This is a genomic window from Ruegeria sp. AD9, assembly GCF_056542305.1.
Genome location: NZ_JBQFZP010000007.1, coordinates 149,163 through 164,762, shown reverse-complemented (window position 1 = coordinate 164,762; position 15,600 = coordinate 149,163). Strand labels below are relative to the sequence as shown.

The window sequence follows — 15,600 nt, the reverse complement described above, 5'->3', positions numbered from 1 at the left end:
GAGTGATTATATAGGGAATAGCCGCAACAGCGTCCAGTAGGGCGGCGGCGCCGATAGGGGCGCCGCGGCAATTTAGTCGTTGATGTCGTGGTTGAAGGTTTTGACCTGACCTTGCGGCAATGCAAACAGTTTCCGCAAAACAAGCCACACAATCAGTGACATCACTGCGAAGATCAACACCAACACGTTCAAAGACAGAGCCATTCCGGATACGGCAAGGATAAGGCCCGTGACTGCGGCTCCGATTGCAAAGCCCAGAAAAATGAACCCTGGCAGGACAATCTCAAGGATACCCAGCGCCAATGCGGCGGCGAGCCAGATCCACCAGGTCAACCAGAAGGGGTCTGCCATCATTTTCCTCCTTTTAACATCTTGAATGCGTCACCAAAGGCTTCCAGTGCGTTGGCGGGTACAACAATAGTCTGTTTACCAGTGCCATTTCCAAGCGCGTTCAGGGCTTCAACCTGTTTCAAGGCAACCTGATACTGGGCCGCTTCAATGCCGTTATCCTGAATGGCCTTGGCGACCACACCCGTGGCATAAGCCTCGGCTTCGGCCTGAATGCGCCGCGCCTTGGCGGATTGTTCCGCCGCATAAAGCTCGGCGTCGGCATGCAGCTCGACTGCGCGCTTCTTGCCCTCGGCTTCTGTCACCTGCGCACGACGGGCGCGTTCGGCGTTCAGCTGTTGCAGCATGGCGTCACGGGTGGCCTGATCCAGATTTACGTCCAGAATCTCGGCGCGGGTGACTTCGATGCCCCAGTCATCGACAGCGGTTTCAACGCTTTCCTGAATACGCGTGATCAGTTGGGACCGGTTCGACTGGACCTCATCCAAATCCATTTTACCAATCTCGGCGCGAACGATCCCGGCGACAGTGGTAGCAATCGCACCATCAACGTCGCGGATTCGGTAGACCGTCTTTTCAGGTTCGAGAATACGGTAGAAGACCGATGTATCGATCTGCACCAAAACGTTGTCCTTGGTGATTGCGTCCTGCGTCGCGTTTGGCAGTTGGCGTTCCAGGATCGAGATCTTGTGGCGCGCAATGTCCAGCAGCGGAACGATAAAGTTGATGCCGGGGCCAAGCACGGAATGCAGGCGCCCAAACCGTTCAACCACATATTTTTCGGACTGAGGCACAATCTTGATGCCCTTGAAAATGATAACAATTACCAGCACCGCGGCCAGCAGGTAAATGATGTTTGACGAAAGCAATCCGATGATTTGGTCTTCGGTCATACTGTCCTCTTGTTTTTGTGTACTATAGTATACATGTGGCGATTGAGTCGCTCGATTTCAACTCTGGTATGAGGGGAAAGCAGTCCCATGCAAATGCCTCGATAATGAAACGCTGTATCGAAAAATCGTGCTGTGACCGCTTTGCATCCCTAATTGTTTGCGGTATCGGGCGGGGATGAAACTGATAATCGATACAGATCCTGGCATCGATGATGCCATGGCAATCGCCTATGCCGCTGCAGCACCCGAGATCGAGCTGATCGGCCTGACCACGGTGTTTGGAAACACGCATGTACATCAATCCAGCCGCAATGCCCGGTTCCTGCTTGATAAACTGGGTCTGGATCTGCCTGTCGCGGAAGGGGCTGCCGTTGCATTGGGTGCCGATGCGCATTCGCCATCCGAACATGTGCATGGTCCCGAAGGATTCGGTGACCTGACTGACATTCCCGAGATTGGAAGTAACCACGCCCTGCCGGCTGCTGAATTTCTGGTCGACATGGCACGAACCCATAAGAAAGAACTGGTGGTTTGCGCCGTGGGCCCTCTGACCAACATCGCCAACGCCATTCGTCTGGATCCGGAATTCGCCGACAATCTGGGGCGTTTGGTTATCATGGGCGGCGCTGTGTACTGCCTGGGCAATATAACCAACCATGCCGAGGCAAACATCTACCATGATGCTATTGCGGCTGAAGAGGTCTTTGCCACACCGCCGGATACGGTACTTGTCGGCTTGGATGTCACGCTGAAAACGCTCTACGAGACTGCGGATTTCGAAAGCCTGGCAATGCGATCACCTGACATGGGGTCCTTTCTGCGCGATATCTCTCGCTTTTACCTGAAGTTCTACAAGGACGTCGGTGGTCTGGAAGGTTGCGGCCTGCACGATTCGACGGCTGTGATCGCTTGTTCTCATGGTGCCATGTTTGACATGGTCGAAACGGGTCTGCGGGTTGTCACCGAAGGCGACCAGAAGGGGGCAACGCGACCTGATCCGGAACGTCCCGTAGTTCGGGTCTGCCGCGACGTGGACGGGGCAGGGGTTGTTCAACTGTTTACAGACCGTGTTGCCTCGCTACCCTGACGGGTTGCAAAGACCAAACGGATCGGGCAAAGCCTGCCCGGTTCGGCGACCCGAGGGATGACATGACCCAACAGTTTTCTTTTGATCTGAAGGCAACAGACGGCAAAGCTAGGACCGGAGTGATCAGCACACCGCGCGGCGACGTGCGAACGCCTGCCTTTATGCCGGTTGGCACTGCGGCAACGGTCAAGGCGATGATGCCGGAAAGCGTTCGCGCGACGGGGGCAGACATCCTGCTGGGGAACACTTATCACCTGATGCTGCGCCCGACCGCTGAGCGTATTGATCGACTGGGTGGACTCCACAAGTTCATGAACTGGGATCGGCCCATTCTGACAGATTCCGGCGGATTTCAGGTCATGTCGCTGGCCGGTTTGCGCAAGCTGACTGAAAAGGGCGTGACCTTCAAATCCCACATCGACGGGTCAAAGCACGAATTGACGCCGGAACGATCCATGGAGATCCAGCGCCTGTTGGGCTCGGACATTGTCATGTGTTTCGATGAATGCCCTGCGCTGCCAGCGGATCGTGACCGCATTGCCGAGTCGATGCGCCTGTCGATGCGTTGGGCGGAACGGTCGCGCGATGCGTTTGGCGATCGTCCGGGGCATGCGCTTTTTGGCATTATGCAAGGTGGGTTGGAAAAAGACCTGCGCGAAGAAAGCGCCGAGGCGTTGAAATCTATCGGTTTCGAAGGCTACGCAGTTGGTGGCCTGGCGGTCGGCGAAGGGCAAGAGGCCATGTTCTCTTGCCTCGATTATGCCCCCGATTTCCTGCCATCGGACAAGCCGCGCTATCTGATGGGCGTCGGCAAGCCCGACGATATAGTCGGTGCTGTTGCCCGCGGGATCGACATGATGGACTGCGTGTTGCCCTCGCGGTCTGGGCGTACAGGGCAGGTTTTCACCCGCTACGGCGTGGTGAACATCAAGAATGCCCGTCACGCAGACGATCCGCGGCCGCTGGACGAACGCTGCACTTGCCCGGCTTGTTCGAATTATTCCCGCGCTTACCTGCACCACGTGTTCCGTGCGAATGAGATGATTTCCGGCATGTTGCTGACATGGCATAACCTGCATTACTTTCAGGAGATCATGGCCGGCATGCGCGACGCGATTGCGGATGGTGCGTTCGAAGCCTGGCAGGCCGATTTCCACGCGCGACGCGCGCAGGGGGATATCGAACCGCTGTAATATTTTGCCCTCTCCAGGAAGAAATCTGCCAGTTCTGCGCAGCCGGGCTGTTTTCTGGCGACTGATCGCGCAAGACCGGGGCGTATTCTACTATTTGGTGGATATGTTCCCGGCACGCCTTGCAGTCCGCCAAACCTCGGTTCATTCTGATTGGTGATACATGGCGGTAAGGTTGAAAATGGGCGATGAGGCCCCACCTTTATCGTCCAAGACAGGAGACGGACAAATGTTGCCTCGATGAGGGACAAGTTCCGTCTTGCCAACGATAAGGATAGAGCATGCAAGAGCCTCTGAATTCCTCCTACCCCGTCCTGCCGCTGCGCGATATTGTGGTGTTCCCACATATGATCGTGCCGCTTTTCGTAGGCCGTGACAAATCGGTCCGCGCGCTGGAAGAGGTGATGCAGGATGACAAGCAAATTCTGTTGTCCAGCCAGATCGATCCCGGCGTTGACGATCCGGACGAAGAAGGCATCTACCGCACCGGCGTTTTGGCCAATGTGCTGCAACTTCTGAAGCTGCCCGATGGCACGGTGAAAGTGCTGGTCGAGGGGCAGGCGCGCGTTCAGATCACCGAGTTTCTGGAAAACGAAGAGTTTTTCGAAGCCCGCGCGGAATACCTGACCGAAATTCCCGGCGACGTCACCACAACCGAAGCGCTGTTGCGCACTGTCGCGGATGAGTTCGAGCGTTACGCCAAAGTGCGCAAGAACATCCCCGAAGAGGCACTGACCGCAGTAGGCGATACCACCGAGCCTGCGAAGCTGGCCGACCTTGTGTCCGGGCATCTGGGCATAGAAGTCGAACAAAAGCAGGAGCTTCTGGAAACCCTCAGCGTCAGCGAGCGGCTTGAGAAGGTCTATGGCCTGATGCAGGGCGAGATGTCTGTTCTGCAGGTCGAGAAGAAGATCAAGACCCGTGTCAAATCCCAGATGGAGAAGACGCAGCGTGAGTATTATCTGAATGAGCAGATGAAGGCCATTCAGAAGGAACTTGGCGATGGCGAGGACGGCAGCAACGAAGTTGCTGAACTGGAAGCCAAAATCGCCGAAACCAAGCTGTCGAAAGAAGCGCGGGAAAAGGCCGAGGGTGAGCTTAAGAAGCTCAAGAACATGTCGCCCATGTCGGCCGAAGCCACAGTTGTGCGCAACTATCTGGATTGGATTCTTGCTCTGCCTTGGGGCACCAAATCCCGTGTCAAAAAGGATCTGGGCCGCGCGCAGGAGATTCTGGACGCGGACCATTATGGGCTTGAAAAGGTCAAGGAACGGATCGTTGAATACCTCGCGGTTCAGCAGCGCTCGAAGAAGCTGAAAGGGCCGATTCTTTGCCTTGTCGGCCCTCCGGGCGTGGGCAAGACCTCGCTGGGTAAGTCGGTTGCCAAAGCTACTGGGCGTGAGTTCATTCGCATCTCACTGGGTGGTGTTCGAGACGAATCCGAGATCCGGGGCCATCGTCGGACCTATATTGGCTCCATGCCCGGCAAAATCATTCAGGCGTTGAAAAAGGCGAAGACCACGAACCCGCTGATTTTGTTGGATGAAATCGACAAGATGGGACAGGATTTCCGGGGCGACCCAGCATCCGCGATGCTTGAGGTGCTGGACCCGGAACAGAACAACACGTTCATGGACCATTATCTTGAGGTTGAATATGACCTGTCCAACGTGATGTTCCTGACCACGTCGAACAGCTACAACATGCCCGGGCCTTTGCTTGACCGGATGGAGATCATCCCGTTGGCCGGTTACACCGAGGACGAAAAGCGTGAGATCGCCAAGCAGCACCTGATCAGCAAACAGGTCAAGAACCATGGTTTGAAAGCCAAGGAATTCGAGCTGACCGATGAGGCGCTGCAAAAGATCATCCGCACCTATACCCGCGAGGCGGGCGTACGGAACCTTGAACGTGAAATCGCCAAGGTCGCGCGCAAATCGTTGACCAAGATCATCAAGAAGGATGCGGAAACCGTTAAGGTTACACCCGAAAACCTGCAAGATTTCCTGGGCGTGCCGAAATTCCGTTACGGCCTGGCCGAGCAGGACGATCAGGTTGGTGTTGTCACCGGTCTTGCCTGGACGTCAGTAGGTGGCGACCTGCTGCATATCGAAGCGTTGAAACTGCCCGGCAAAGGGCGGATGAAGACGACCGGTAAGCTGGGCGATGTGATGAAGGAATCCATCGACGCCGCTTCGTCCTATGTGCGTTCGATTTCACCTCAGATCGGGGTAAAGCCGCCGCAGTTTGACAAGATCGACATTCACGTTCACGTGCCGGATGGCGCGACACCCAAGGATGGCCCATCGGCAGGTCTGGCCATGGTCACGTCGATTGTCTCGGTTCTGACCGGTATTCCGGTTCGGAAAGACATCGCGATGACCGGCGAAGTCTCACTGCGCGGGAATGCGATGCCGATTGGTGGATTGAAAGAAAAGCTACTGGCCGCGCTGCGTGGTGGGATAAAGACCGTTCTGATCCCGGAAGAGAATGAAAAGGATCTCGCGGATATCCCGGACAACGTCAAAGAAGGGCTGAAGATCATCCCGGTCAAACATGTCTCGGAAGTTCTGGAACACGCATTGGTGCGCAAACCTGAACCGATCGAGTGGGATGAAGCCGCGGAAGAGGCCGCAGCAGCGGCGGCCGCGTCGACCGGTAATACCGGACCTTCCGCAACCGCGCATTAAGTCTTTGGAAAATCAAATAAAGGCGAAGCAATAGCTTCGCCTTTATTTGTCGAGGGATGTAGTGAAAACTGCAACATGCAGCGCCAAAACGCTGGATGAAACCAGTGTATCATTTTGGGCATCGGCGAGCTTTGAAAATGGTGGGTGATAACGGATTTGAACCGCTGACATCTTCGATGTGAACGAAGCGCTCTACCACTGAGCTAATCACCCATGGGACGGGGTGATATCTTTCCCGAAGGTTGGCTGCAAGGGAAATAGAACCCGCGGCATCCGCAAAAAATCGCGCCGTATACAAAAACCTGGAATTTGACAAAAAACTTGAAAACGCCGCTTGACGCTGCCCGAGCGTAGCCATAATACACCCAAACGTTCAGCAATGAACTTGCAGCGGGCGGTTGTAGCTCAGTTGGTTAGAGTACCGGCCTGTCACGCCGGGGGTCGCGGGTTCGAGCCCCGTCAACCGCGCCATCGCTGCCATCCTTGGTCCAGGTTAAAGGCCACGAAAATAGATGCGCGGTTGTAGCTCAGTTGGTTAGAGTACCGGCCTGTCACGCCGGGGGTCGCGGGTTCGAGCCCCGTCAACCGCGCCATTTTCCTCCTCTAACAGATCAAGGGTTGCGCCTTTTTAGGCACCTTTTGTCAATCCTGTGTTCATTGCAGGTTTTGATCGGCGAAAATTCGACTGTTCACTAAATGTTCTAACTTTTCTGTTGGAGTCTTGGTCTGGCTCGCCTATCTCTTAACCACTTGTTTGTTGGGGGCCGCATATGGCTGAGCTGAAGAATATCGAGGTGCGCGGCGCGCGCGAACATAACCTCAAAGGTATAGACGTTGATATCCCTCGGGATCAGTTGGTGGTCATAACTGGACTGTCGGGTTCGGGGAAGTCCTCATTGGCGTTTGACACCATCTATGCAGAAGGCCAGCGCCGGTATGTCGAAAGCCTTTCGGCCTATGCCCGGCAGTTCCTGGATATGATGGAAAAACCGGATGTCGATCACATCAGCGGCCTGTCTCCGGCAATTTCGATTGAACAAAAGACGACGTCCAAGAACCCGCGTTCAACTGTGGGCACGGTAACCGAGATCTATGACTATCTGCGTCTGCTGTTTGCCCGCGCCGGAACGCCCTACAGCCCAGCCACCGGGCAACCGATTGAAGCGCAGCAGGTGCAGGACATGGTCGACCGGATCATGACAATGGAAGTCGGTACGCGCGGTTATCTTCTGGCCCCCATCGTGCGAGATCGGAAGGGTGAGTACAAAAAAGAATTCCTGGAGCTGCGCAAACAGGGTTTCCAGCGCGTCAAGGTGGACGGAGAGTTCTACGAACTGGATCAACCGCCTGTATTGGATAAGAAATTCCGTCACGATATCGATGTGGTTGTTGATCGACTGGTCGTGCGGGAAGGTATGGAAACGCGCCTGGCCGACAGCCTGCGCACCGCTCTGGATCTGGCGGACGGGATTGCCATATTGGAAACTGCCCCGCGTGTGGATGATCCGGAACGCATCACATTCAGCGAGAATTTTGCCTGCCCGGTCAGCGGTTTCACCATTCCCGAAATCGAACCACGCCTGTTTTCATTCAACGCGCCGTTCGGTGCCTGCCCGGATTGCGACGGTCTTGGGGTCGAGTTGTTTTTCGATGAGCGCCTGGTGGTGCCGGACCAGACGCTGAAACTCTACGATGGCGCTTTGGCCCCATGGCGCAAGGGTAAATCCCCGTATTTCCTACAAACCATCGAGGCCATTGCGCGCCATTACGAGTTTGACAAGAACACGCCCTGGAAAAACCTGCCTAAAAATGTGCAAGAGGTCTTTCTGCGTGGGTCCGGGGATGATGAAATTCAGTTCCGGTACGACGAAGGTGGGCGCGTCTATCAGGTGACCCGCAGTTTTGAAGGCGTGATCCCGAATATGGAACGCCGGTACCGCGAAACCGACAGCGCATGGATTCGTGAGGAATTTGAACGATATCAAAACAATCGTCCCTGCGGCGCCTGCGAAGGTTACAGGCTTCGGGCCGAAGCGCTGGCGGTAAAGATCGCCGGGCTGCATGTGGGGCAGGTGGTGCAGATGTCGATCCGTGAGGCTTTGGCGTGGATCGAAGACGCGCCCAACCACCTGAGCGCCCAGAAAAACGAAATTGCCCGCGCCATTCTCAAGGAAATTCGCGAGCGACTTGGTTTCCTGAATAACGTTGGTTTGGAATATCTTACGCTGTCCCGTTCAAGCGGAACACTGTCAGGTGGCGAGAGCCAGCGTATTCGTCTGGCCAGTCAGATCGGCTCGGGGCTGACCGGGGTTCTCTATGTGCTGGATGAGCCTTCGATCGGGCTGCATCAGCGAGACAATGACCGGCTTCTGGGCACGCTCAAGAACCTGAGGGATCAGGGCAATACGGTGATCGTTGTAGAACATGACGAGGAAGCCATCCGCGAAGCTGACTATGTTTTCGACATCGGTCCGGGAGCAGGTGTACATGGCGGGCAGGTGGTCAGTCATGGAACGCCTGCGCAAATCGCGGCGGATGCGGCCTCCATTACCGGGCAGTACCTTGCAGGAACGCGTGAAATCGCAGTTCCGGTACAGCGCCGTAAAGGCAAGAAGCAGAAAGTCACGGTGGTCAAGGCCACAGGCAACAACCTGAAGAATGTCACAGCCGAATTCCCCTTGGGCAAATTCGTTTGTGTCACCGGAGTGTCTGGCGGGGGTAAATCCACCCTCACCATTGAGACATTGTTCAAAACCGCGTCAATGCGGCTGAACGGAGCACGTCAGACACCAGCACCCTGTGAAACCATCAAGGGGCTGGAACACCTCGATAAGGTCATCGACATCGACCAGCGACCCATTGGGCGAACGCCGCGTTCAAACCCGGCGACTTATACTGGCGCCTTCACCCCGATCCGAGATTGGTTTGCCGGTCTGCCCGAGGCTAAGGCACGCGGATACAAACCGGGTCGCTTCAGCTTTAACGTCAAAGGCGGGCGGTGCGAGGCATGTCAGGGTGACGGTGTCATCAAGATCGAGATGCACTTTCTGCCGGATGTCTACGTGACTTGCGAAACCTGCAAAGGCGCGCGGTATAACCGCGAGACGCTTGAGATCAAGTTCAAGGGCAAATCCATCGCGGATGTGCTTGATATGACAGTGGAAGATGCGCAGGAGTTCTTCAAGGCCGTGCCGTCAATCCGGGACAAGATGGACGCCCTTGCTCGTGTGGGTCTTGGCTATATCAAGGTGGGTCAACAAGCCACGACGTTGTCAGGTGGCGAGGCGCAGCGGGTAAAGCTGTCTAAGGAACTGTCGAAGCGTTCAACCGGGCGAACGCTCTATATTCTCGACGAACCGACAACAGGTCTGCATTTCGAAGATGTGCGCAAGCTGCTGGAAGTGCTGCACGAACTTGTCGATCAGGGCAATACTGTGGTGGTGATTGAACATAATCTGGATGTGGTCAAAACTGCGGATCATATCATCGACATTGGACCTGAAGGTGGTGATGGCGGTGGCGAAATCGTCGCCACCGGAACACCGGAAGACATAGCCGATGTTGAGCGCAGCCACACCGGGCGATACCTGAAGCCGATGCTGAAAGGGGCGCGCGTCGCGGCAGAATAAGTGCCTAGACGCGGCCTCAGTTCAGGATATCTGCGATCGCGCCGATCAGGTTCAGGACTTTGCGTGTCTCGGGGTCGACCCGGTACACGTAATCACCCGCACGGACATATGAGTAGTTTCGGTTCAACCCATAGCGATAGGGGTCATTGATCCAACGGTAGTCGTTGGTAATGAAGTCACCATCGCGATAGATTTTCTTTGCCTGACCAGGCGGCACGCAGGGAACGGATTTCTTGGCCAGACCCGGAGGGCAATGCCCGGCCTTGTTCTTTGCAACCGCGGCAACCGGGGAAAGGGCCAAAGCCGCCAGAGTTGCCGTCGTCACCAAAAATCTCGTCATGTCGCCTTCCTTTGCGATTTGGCCAGCCGGGCCTTTTGTTCATGACTGCCTAGATGGTCGCTTGCCCAACATCTGTCAAATCGTTGGGCAAGATGCCGCCAGTTGTCTTATTCACGCCCGCGCTTTTCGAACCGTGGCAGCATGGCACTGAAATCGCGTCCCTTGCCATCTTCATTCTCGACAAATTGCTCATAAAGCGCGGTGGCAACCTGACCCATCGGTGTATCTGCATCTGCACTCTCTGCCGCCTGCTGGCTCAGGCGCAGGTCCTTCAACATAAGCTCGGCCGCGAAACCGGGGGCGTACCCATTGTCCGCCGGGCTTTGCGGACCGACACCGGGGGCAGGGCAATAGGCGTTCATCGTCCAACTGTATCCGGACGACGTACTTACCACGTCAAACATCTTCTGCCGGTCCAGACCAAGCTTGTCGGCTAGGGCGAAGGCTTCACAGGTTGCGATCATGGTGACACCAAGGATCATGTTATTGCAGATTTTGGCGGCCTGGCCGGCACCGGCCTCACCACAGTGAACAGCTTTCTGCCCCATGATGTCGAACAGGGGGGATGCCTTGGCAAACGCGGCCTCTGATCCGCCAGCCATGAAGGTCAGCGTGCCAGCCGCAGCGCCACCGATGCCACCTGAAACCGGCGCGTCTACGGACAACAGTCCGGCGTTGATGGCTTGATCCGCAACTGCCCGCGCGCTTTCCACATCAACCGTCGAGCAATCGATTAACACGGCACCTTGTGCCATTGCGGGAATGATCTGATCGGCAACGGCCCTCAGAATCGCACCGTTTGGCAGCATCGTGATGACAGCATCGGCCGCTGCCACAGCTTCCGAAGCGGTTTCGGCCGAAGTAACCCCGTCAACCGTCACGCCCGCTGTGTCAAAGCCAAGTACCTTATGACCGGCTTTTGCCAGATTGGCCGCCATTGGCGCGCCCATGTTTCCCAGTCCGATGAAACCGATTTGCATCTCTTAATCCTCTTCGAAAGTCAGGGCGTCCGCACCCAGGGGCTGAAGCATTTTCGACACGGCAACCAGAGGGACGTTCATGTCAGGAAACTGCCAGTTCGGATTGCGATCCTTGTCGATGATCTGCGCGCGGATACCTTCCAGAAAATCTCCATGCTCCATCGCGCGGTAGGTGAAACGATACTCCATCTCCAGAGCTCGGCGTATGGTCAGAGAAGGGGTGCGCAGGCGGTGAAGAATCTCGATCGTGCAGGCCACAGAAAGCGGTGCGTTCTTCCTCAGCATGCCCAGAGTTTTCGCCGAAAACTCACTGTCGTCTCTGTGCAGACTGTTCAGAACGTCGCCAAGGGTTTCACCGGAAAAATGCTGGTCGATCTGGGCCTGCAAGTTCGCCAATTCGCCATCAGAAGGTGTATCGGCATGGTCAGCCAATAGTTCAGCGTTTCCAGAGGCTTCGAGCAGCTCGATCAGATCGGACCATTGTGATTGCGGGATGAAAAGATCGGCAAACCCTGCATAGATCGCATCCGCAGGCCCCATCCGATAGCCCGTTGTCCCCAGAAACTCACCCGTGCGTCCGGGTGCAAGGGCCAGCATCAAAGAGCCGCCGACATCCGGCACCAGTCCGATGGAGCATTCTGGCATGGCAATCTTTGCGCTTTCACCCACAACGCGATGGCTGCCATGGCATCCGATGCCAACACCGCCGCCCATCGCGAACCCCTGAAGAAAGCTGATGACCGGCTTTGGATATTCGAAGGTCAGGGCATTCAGACGGTATTCGTCACACCAGAATTTCTGACCGTAAGAAAAATCGCCCTTGGTGCCGGTTTCATAAAGTTCAGCAATATCACCGCCCGAGCAGAAGGCTTTTTCCCCTTCGGCGTCCAGGATGATCAGGTCGATCTCATCGTCCTCGCGCCAGTTGCGCAGCGCTGTGTCGATGGCCATGCACATGTCATAGGTCATCGCGTTCAGCGCATGAGGACGGGTCAGGGTGATACGCCCGGCACGGCCTGTGGTGCGGATATCGATATCTGACATGGATGCCTCAGCGATTGGCAAGCAACTGGCGCGATACGATCACACGCATGATCTCATTCGTGCCTTCCAATATCTGGTGCACACGAAGATCACGCACAAGCTTTTCGATGCCGTAATCAGCAAGGTAGCCATAACCACCATGCAATTGCAGGCACTGATCCACCACTTTCGATCCGGTCTCAGTGACGAATTTCTTGGCCATGGCGCAGAACTTCGTGGCATCGGGTGCGCCCTGATCCAGCTTCCAGGCTGCCTGCCGAAGGAATGTGCGCGCGGCCTGCAATTCGATCTCCATATCCGCCAGACGGAACTGAAGGGCCTGAAACTGGTCGATGGATTGGCCAAAAGCCTTACGTTCAGACATGTATTGCAGCGTCATGTCCAGCCCGGCCTGAGCGGCCCCAAGGGAACAGGCCGAAATGTTAAGCCGTCCGCCATCCAGCCCCATCATCGCATATTTGAACCCGTCTCCTTCCGTGCCCACAAGGTTTCCGGCCGGTATCTTGCAATCGTCGAACTGAACTTGCGCGGTGGGTTGGCTTTTCCAGCCCATCTTCTGCTCGAGCGCGCCGAAGCTGAGTCCGGGCGTGCCGTCTTCAACGTAAACGGTCGATATCCCTTTGGGTCCATCCTGACCGGTACGCACCATGCAGACGTAAGCGTCGGAATATCCGCCGCCTGAAATGAAGGCTTTTGTTCCGTTCAGCGTATAGCCTTCATTGGTTCGTTCGGCACGTGTTTTCAGCGCCGCCGCATCCGATCCAGAGCCGGGCTCGGTCAAGCAATAACTCAGCACAGTTTTCAAGCTCAGAACATCGGGCATAATGCGCGCCTTGAGGTCATCGTCGGCAAAATTGTCGAGCATCTTGGCGCACATGTTATGGATCGACAGGAAGGCTGCGACCGACGGGCAGGCCATCGATAAGGCCTCAAAAACCAGGGTTGCATCCAGACGGGTCAGGTTTGACCCACCGCTAGCCTCTGACACGTAAAGGGCACCGAAGCCAAGCTCTCCGATTTGGGGCCACAAGGTTTTGGGGATCGTTCCATCAGCCTCCCATTGCCGGGCAAAAGGGGCGATATGTTCCTGCCCAAAGGCATGTGCCATATCGAAAATGGCTGTTTGTTCCTCGCTGAGTGCGAAATCCATGGCGCTCCCTCCCATCGGCAATGAATTGAACAGTTGTTTATTTCTGAATTCTTACAGAAATTTTGCAGGTTCAACAATGGCTCTGGGCACGGGGCTGTTGTCGTTAGTGCCTAAAGATCCGCATGGAACTCTTCGATCAGGTGGCGTACGACGGCCTTGCCGGGATCTTCTCCTCGTGCGGCAGCCTCGGCGTGAACGCGGCGCTGGCGTGTGGCCGAGGTGCCGTTTTCGGCAATCTGCCGCAGGCGGGCCAGTTCCGACATTGTGCCCAGTGCCTCGGCATCTTCGGCCAGCAATCCCATCAGATCACCGATCAAATCGGACATGGGTTTGATCGAGCGATCGCCGAAGTCGATCAATCCTTCGCCCACACCATATCGCTGCGCGCGCCAGCGGTTTTCACCTATAAGAAAGCGATCATATTGCCGCCAGCGCAAGTTGCGATCTTTCAAGCGGCACAACATTCTGGTCAACGCCTGAATAAGGGCGGCAAGTGAAAGCGTGTGCTCCAACCTTGGCTGGACATCCATAATCCGCGTTTCAAGCGTTGGAAAGCGATGCGAGGGGCGCAGGTCCCACCAGATCTTAGTGGTATCTTCAATGACCCCCAGTTCAATCAAAATACCTGTCGTGCGTTCATATTCGCCCCAGCTTGCAAAGACCGGCGGCAGACCAGTGCGCGGCAAATTGTCAAAGACAGTCAGGCGGTACGAAGACAGGCCCGTATCCTCGCCATTCCAGAAAGGCGAGGACGTGGACAACGCCAGAAGATGCGGCAGGAAGTAAGACAATTGCGGCATCAGATCAGAACGCAATGCTTGGCTTTCAACCCCGACATGAACATGCATTCCGCAGATCAGCATCCGGCGGGCCACGCCCCCCAGCGCATGTTGCAGCTCATCATAGCGTTCTTTGCGGGTGTGATGCTGATCCTTCCAGTTTGCGAAAGGGTGGCACGACACGGCAATTGGCGACAGATTATAATCCGCTGCCCGTTCTGATACACAGGACCGCAGGCGTTTCAGGTCCTCGCGCGCCGAAGCAACGGTTGCATGCGGGCGGGTGCCGACTTCAATCTGGCATTGCAGGAATTCGGGGCTGACCTGACCTTCGAAATCATTCTGACAGGCTTCCATCAGCGCTTCGGGGGCTTCGGACAATTGGAGGCTGTCGCGGTCCACAAGAAGGTATTCTTCTTCGATCCCGATCGTGAATTCCTGCTGCATGGCGGCCCTCGCGGTAGTTATTTCGATCAGTGAATACGGAAATTTTCTTTTTGCCAAGGGTTTGCCCGGCTTGTCCTTGCAGAGGAACGACTAGCAAAGGTAAGGAACATCGCAGCAAAGACTACGGAGCCAGCGACTTGAAACCCAGAAAATTCCCGCAGATCAACGCCGCCCTGGATGAGCTGGGTGTGAAACTGGTCGACAAGGTCACCGAACAGGATGAGCGCACACGGTTGGAAGCTTTTGAGGCTGCCGGAGGTCTGACGCGCCCCGTCTATGCTTTGTCCCCGGGGATGGATGGGTTTGATATTTCGCAACTGGCCAGTGAATACGCCATGCACAAGAATGCGCTAGAGGCGCTGAAGGATCCAGAGCGCAATCAGACTGGCTATCGTACCGGAAACGGCTATTACGACAGCCCGGACGCGGATGCCTTGTATCTGATGATCCGCCGCTTTCAGCCCCGGCGGGTGATCGAGGTTGGATGCGGTAACTCGACCCGAGTAACCCGGCAGGCGGTCATCGATGGCGGGTTTAACACCACAATTACGGCAATCGATCCGTATCCCCGCGCTGACATTGCCCATGTTGTTGATAGGTTCGAACAAAAACGGCTGGAGGAGGCCGACCCGGCGCTGTTTTCAGAGCTGGAAGCCGGCGACATCCTGTTTATTGATTCCAGCCACGTCGTGCGGATGAGCAACGACGTCGCTCATCTTTTTTGCCGCATCATTCCAACACTGAAGCCCGGAGTGGTGATCCATGTGCACGATGTTTTTCTGCCCTACGAATACCCCAAGCGGTTCTTCTATGATTGCCCAGGTTGGGGTGAGCAGTACATGCTGCACGCTTTGCTGCAATCTGGCGCGTATTCAATGCTTTGGCCGGGATATTACTTGCAACAGGATCGACCCGATGCCGTCGCCGATTTGCCCTTTTTGGCTGAAGGGCGCGCGCAAAGCATCTGGGTGCAGCTAAAAGAAAAATGATCTCAGACTGATCCGGCGTGACGAAAGCCCCGTA

The 15,600-nt window shown here is 55.9% G+C and carries 12 protein-coding genes and 3 tRNA genes; 7 read left to right on the top strand and 8 right to left on the bottom strand.

What is annotated here, in order from left to right; genetic code table 11:
* Window positions 1-72: 72 nt before the first annotated feature.
* Together ACR0AM_RS12720 and ACR0AM_RS12715 are read right to left on the bottom strand one after the other, a co-directional pair.
* On the bottom strand, window positions 73-351 hold the full coding sequence (locus ACR0AM_RS12720; RefSeq protein WP_480623093.1) for an NfeD family protein: 279 nt from the start codon (window positions 349-351) through the stop codon (window positions 73-75).
* Window positions 351-1,241 (bottom strand): SPFH domain-containing protein, encoded by an 891-nt coding sequence (locus ACR0AM_RS12715; protein ID WP_480623092.1) that lies wholly within the window; start codon window positions 1,239-1,241, stop codon window positions 351-353. Before ACR0AM_RS12715 ends, ACR0AM_RS12720 begins: the two co-directional genes overlap by 1 nt.
* A gap of 175 nt (window positions 1,242-1,416) precedes the next feature.
* On the opposite strand from ACR0AM_RS12715, the gene ACR0AM_RS12710 reads away from it, so the two are divergent.
* From ACR0AM_RS12710 to lon, 3 genes are all read left to right on the top strand, one after another.
* Window positions 1,417-2,328, top strand: a complete 912-nt coding sequence (locus tag ACR0AM_RS12710) for a nucleoside hydrolase (RefSeq protein WP_480623091.1) — start codon at window positions 1,417-1,419, stop codon at window positions 2,326-2,328.
* Window positions 2,329-2,390: 62 nt separating this feature from the next.
* Window positions 2,391-3,521 (top strand): tRNA guanosine(34) transglycosylase Tgt, encoded by a 1,131-nt coding sequence (gene tgt / locus ACR0AM_RS12705; protein ID WP_480623090.1) that lies wholly within the window; start codon window positions 2,391-2,393, stop codon window positions 3,519-3,521.
* A 278-nt stretch (window positions 3,522-3,799) separates the two neighbouring features.
* Window positions 3,800-6,208, top strand: coding sequence for an endopeptidase La (gene lon / locus ACR0AM_RS12700; protein WP_480493281.1), 2,409 nt, complete (start codon window positions 3,800-3,802; stop codon window positions 6,206-6,208).
* Between the two features lie 138 nt (window positions 6,209-6,346).
* Here lon and ACR0AM_RS12695 read toward each other — a convergent pair.
* Window positions 6,347-6,421, bottom strand: a tRNA-Val gene (locus tag ACR0AM_RS12695).
* A gap of 181 nt (window positions 6,422-6,602) precedes the next feature.
* Here ACR0AM_RS12695 and ACR0AM_RS12690 point away from each other — a divergent pair.
* From ACR0AM_RS12690 to uvrA, 3 genes are all read left to right on the top strand, one after another.
* A tRNA-Asp gene (locus tag ACR0AM_RS12690) sits at window positions 6,603-6,679 on the top strand.
* Window positions 6,680-6,724: 45 nt separating this feature from the next.
* Window positions 6,725-6,801, top strand: a tRNA-Asp gene (locus tag ACR0AM_RS12685).
* A gap of 177 nt (window positions 6,802-6,978) precedes the next feature.
* Entirely contained in the window at window positions 6,979-9,837 is a 2,859-nt protein-coding gene (uvrA, locus tag ACR0AM_RS12680; protein ID WP_480603765.1) for an excinuclease ABC subunit UvrA, read from the top strand.
* A 16-nt stretch (window positions 9,838-9,853) separates the two neighbouring features.
* Here uvrA and ACR0AM_RS12675 read toward each other — a convergent pair whose 3' ends face one another.
* The 5 genes from ACR0AM_RS12675 to ACR0AM_RS12655 all read right to left on the bottom strand — a co-directional run bounded on the left by ACR0AM_RS12675 (window position 9,854) and on the right by ACR0AM_RS12655 (window position 14,577).
* Window positions 9,854-10,177: a hypothetical protein gene (locus ACR0AM_RS12675; RefSeq protein WP_209504052.1), complete on the bottom strand. Its 324-nt coding sequence runs from the start codon at window positions 10,175-10,177 to the stop codon at window positions 9,854-9,856.
* Between the two features lie 107 nt (window positions 10,178-10,284).
* Window positions 10,285-11,157 carry a 3-hydroxyisobutyrate dehydrogenase gene (gene mmsB / locus ACR0AM_RS12670; RefSeq protein WP_480623089.1) on the bottom strand — a complete coding sequence of 291 codons (873 nt, stop codon included), beginning with the start codon at window positions 11,155-11,157 and terminating at the stop codon, window positions 10,285-10,287.
* Between the two features lie 3 nt (window positions 11,158-11,160).
* Complete coding sequence (locus ACR0AM_RS12665) at window positions 11,161-12,201, bottom strand: enoyl-CoA hydratase/isomerase family protein (RefSeq protein WP_480623088.1); 1,041 nt, start codon at window positions 12,199-12,201, stop codon at window positions 11,161-11,163.
* A 7-nt stretch (window positions 12,202-12,208) separates the two neighbouring features.
* On the bottom strand, window positions 12,209-13,351 hold the full coding sequence (locus tag ACR0AM_RS12660) for an acyl-CoA dehydrogenase family protein (RefSeq protein WP_209596109.1): 1,143 nt from the start codon (window positions 13,349-13,351) through the stop codon (window positions 12,209-12,211).
* Window positions 13,352-13,461: 110 nt separating this feature from the next.
* Window positions 13,462-14,577: a carboxylate-amine ligase gene (locus tag ACR0AM_RS12655; protein ID WP_480516893.1), complete on the bottom strand. Its 1,116-nt coding sequence runs from the start codon at window positions 14,575-14,577 to the stop codon at window positions 13,462-13,464.
* Window positions 14,578-14,714: 137 nt separating this feature from the next.
* On the opposite strand from ACR0AM_RS12655, the gene ACR0AM_RS12650 reads away from it, so the two are divergent.
* The gene (locus ACR0AM_RS12650) at window positions 14,715-15,566 is read left to right on the top strand and encodes a class I SAM-dependent methyltransferase (protein WP_480623087.1); all 852 of its coding nucleotides are present in this window, start codon (window positions 14,715-14,717) and stop codon (window positions 15,564-15,566) included.
* The last annotated feature ends 34 nt before the right edge of the window (window positions 15,567-15,600 follow it).